Source organism: Bradyrhizobium jicamae, assembly GCF_001440395.1.
Classification (GTDB): Bacteria; Pseudomonadota; Alphaproteobacteria; order Rhizobiales; family Xanthobacteraceae; genus Bradyrhizobium; species Bradyrhizobium jicamae.
The window spans coordinates 1-2,985 of sequence record NZ_LLXZ01000045.1 but is presented as its reverse complement, the minus strand read 5'-3'; the positions used below and the strand labels follow the sequence as shown (position 1 = coordinate 2,985).

4 protein-coding genes are annotated in these 2,985 nt (G+C 57.5%); 1 reads left to right on the top strand and 3 read right to left on the bottom strand.

The features are described 5' to 3' along the window. Both CQ12_RS41895 and CQ12_RS06810 read right to left on the bottom strand, forming a co-directional pair. On the bottom strand, positions 1-95 hold a 95-nt coding region (locus tag CQ12_RS41895; protein WP_198164086.1), incomplete at its 3' end, for a cold-shock protein. Positions 96-1,018: 923 nt separating this feature from the next. Beyond that, on the bottom strand, positions 1,019-1,273 hold the full coding sequence (locus tag CQ12_RS06810) for a hypothetical protein (protein ID WP_057834573.1): 255 nt from the start codon (positions 1,271-1,273) through the stop codon (positions 1,019-1,021). Positions 1,274-2,044: 771 nt separating this feature from the next. On the opposite strand from CQ12_RS06810, the gene CQ12_RS06805 reads away from it, so the two are divergent. Next, entirely contained in the window at positions 2,045-2,233 is a 189-nt protein-coding gene (locus CQ12_RS06805) for a hypothetical protein (protein WP_057834572.1), read from the top strand. Positions 2,234-2,235: 2 nt separating this feature from the next. Here CQ12_RS06805 and CQ12_RS06800 read toward each other — a convergent pair whose 3' ends face one another. Continuing rightward, the gene (locus CQ12_RS06800; RefSeq protein WP_057834571.1) at positions 2,236-2,478 is read right to left on the bottom strand and encodes a DUF6894 family protein; all 243 of its coding nucleotides are present in this window, start codon (positions 2,476-2,478) and stop codon (positions 2,236-2,238) included. Positions 2,479-2,985 lie beyond the last annotated feature (507 nt).

Sequence of the window (2,985 nt, the reverse complement as noted above, 5' to 3'; positions counted from 1 at the left end):
GAGATATGGACGAACACGTCCTTGCCGCCAGTCTCGGGCTGAATAAATCCGTAGCCTTTTGTCGCGTTGAACCACTTCACAGTACCTATTGCCACGTTCACTCTCCCCATAGATGATTCGAACACACCAAAGATGGTGACGGAAATCCGGCGAAAGAAAGGGCCCTGTGGCACGAAAAAGCCGCTGCTGGGTTGAGACAGCAGCGGCTGTTACGCATTACTCCTCTCGGGTATCGCGATCCGCGATTGCCCGCGATCCTGCTTGGCGGTGAGCTACGAACGAGGATCAGCCCCTATAAACTTGATACAATCGAATAGTCGAGAGTTGTTTCGCCCTTGATCTAGAAGAGGACGGACGATGCGATTTGCTGTTGGACAGGCTTTCGAAAGCGCTGTCAGTGGTAGGCAGGCAGTCGTGACAGAAACCCGCCATGATGCCATGCTGGGCACCTGCGCTTCCTCGATAACGGCCAAACACAATGGATCCTGACATCCTGTTTGTGTATTTCATTGATCTAGACGGTGCATAAAACTGCCAACGTGCGCATTGATCTCCAACGAAAAAGTAACACGCAATGGACGGAAAAATACTCGACAGCGAAGGACAGTACGTCGCCGACATCCGTGCAAACCCAAATTTACGACTTGTCCGGCAAGAAATTGTACGACCTCCGAGGTCAAAAGATTTACAAGCCAACAGGTGAACTAGTAGGCCATCTTAGCTCGGTAGCTGGAGACAGACGGTTAGATAAATCGACCGACAGATTGTTCCCAAAAGTTTTAGCCCGCCGGCCTGTAGGAGCTGGGGCTGAAGGCGAAGGGGAAATAGAAGGATGATTCAGAAAGGCTGGTCCGACAAGGAAGATCGTCGCCTATCGGAGCTAGCCGGATCTGGAAAGACCCTTGAGCAGATTGCGAAGGCAATGGATCGGGCACCCGATTTCGTACGGAACAGCGATACGACTTGGCGTCTCGATTAAATCAAGAGTAGCTACAAGGAAGAACGGGGATTAAGGCCATTAGCGCCGCCCGATGAAATACGCCAGCAATCGCCCCTGCTCTGATCCGAAAAGGCCGCACGCCGTCTCATGGAGCACGCTCAGGCCTTCGAACCCATCCAGGATGGCAGGATCTACATCGAGAAGCTCAAGGGCCTTTTGTTCGGCGACAAAGGCACGCCGGGCGGAATACAGCGCCGGCCTAAAGCTGGCCATCGAGCGCGACTCGCTCAAGATGCACGAATCCGGGACCTTCATCACCTTCATCACCTTCACGCCGGCCGGCGCCGAGCTGTTCGCCCAGAGCCACCCATAGGTAGATTTTGTCCGCCCAACGCGGCGCGGTCGTCTGGCATCGATGGCTAGTTGGGCGGGAATAGCACATACAGGACGAGCGCGACCACCGCCGCCGCGGTGACGACTTCCAAGACGACCTCAGAATGAGATCGCTGCATAGACGGAAGCCCTCCATTAGGGACAGCCCCGGCTCGGGCCGACGTGCCGCCGGAGTTCCCGCACGAAGACGGACCTACCTTAAGAAACGGCTCTGGCGCGGGGCTGGGGGCTAAATGCGCCAGAGCCGTTCCGCAAGGTGCACTCTTTCGAGCACCGAATCATCATGTCGGGAAAAAGCGGCAAAACCGTGTGAATGTCCGTCTAGGTACGCTGCGCATCACATGAACAGCGCCAACAAGTTCCTATCCAGGAACAAAATAACCTTGTGGGCGGCGACGGGCCCGACAATGCTATCATCACCGCCCGATCCTGTAGGCAGCTATCGGTGATGAGAACGCCGGTTGCGCTCCCGCCCCAACCCAGAGCGGAGCAGCAAGATGCAGGGACGCGGGTTCAAAGACGTAACTGTCGCTTTCCTGATCGGCTCTCGCAAGAGGCCGAGCGCTGTCGCTCGGAAGCCGAGAAATTGCCAGCCGGCCGCATCGAGGGGGTCGCACTCGAAAAGAAAGCACGGCGGGCTGAGACCGCCGCGGACATCAACGACTGGCCAATTGCCCGGTCTGCAGCCGCCGAACCCCTGAGGGGTACCCGTTGCGCAGCGTTGCGGAATACCTTGAGTGGGCAGCCGAGTTCGACGAGCTGGCGGCGTCGGCCAATGTTGAGGTTTTGCGGAAGCGATATGCCGACATCGCGGCGTGTTATCGCCTACTCGCCAAGGCCCGAGAATGGCTGATCAGCACCGGCGCCATCGAGGGCGAGCAGCGCGCACTAGATCGTTGAAGTCATCTTTCCTGGAGCCGCTCGATCTCGAACGTGCACTTGACCTTCAGTAGCGGCCCGCGGTCATCCCGGACTTGAATGCTCATGCGGTGGTCCGCGCCACGTTTGACCATCGCATGCAAAGCCATTTCAGCCAGATTGAGGGTAGCCTCCTCCTGCATGGCCTCAAAAGAGGATAGTTCGCGACCTTCGTCGTCAGTTTGCAACGTGTCGTCGTCGCGAACGTCAAAATAGTAACGGCGCATCGAAGCCCCTCGTTCCGGATATCATGGGCCAAAGCCCCAGCTCCGGGGGTTCAGAGCTGAGGCTGTTGCGGCGGTTCAGCCCTCACCCAAGCTGACGCGGAATCGTCAGCATCGAGCGACGATCTCCGCTACAACAAAAGTTAGTTGCCTCTCACTTTTTCGATTCCGCAGCGCGAGTTCATCGCCAGGAACACAATGACTGGGTCAGCATTTTTTTAGGGCGCACGTTATGCGGTACTGTCCTCGGTGTGACAACACCCGGTGGGTTTGCGAGAACCACGTTGATCGGCCGTTCTTGGGCGGAAGGGCCTGCGGGTGCGAAGGCGCCGGGGCGCCATGCCCAGATTGTAACAAGACAGATCCGGCCAATCCCGGCGATGTCCCGGCGATGCCAACAGACTACGTACCGGATTTGAGTTGAAGCCGATGTATCGCTCAGCGCGGGGCGCTGGGGGGCGGTAAACCGAACTGCTTTGCGCGCTCTTCGACTAACTTGCGATAAGCCCG

What these genes read in the sequence shown, in the direction of transcription:
- CQ12_RS06800 (WP_057834571.1), bottom strand. Translation starts at nt 2,478, where the DNA reads ATGCGCCGTTACTATTTTGACGTTCGCGACGACGACACGTTGCAAACT.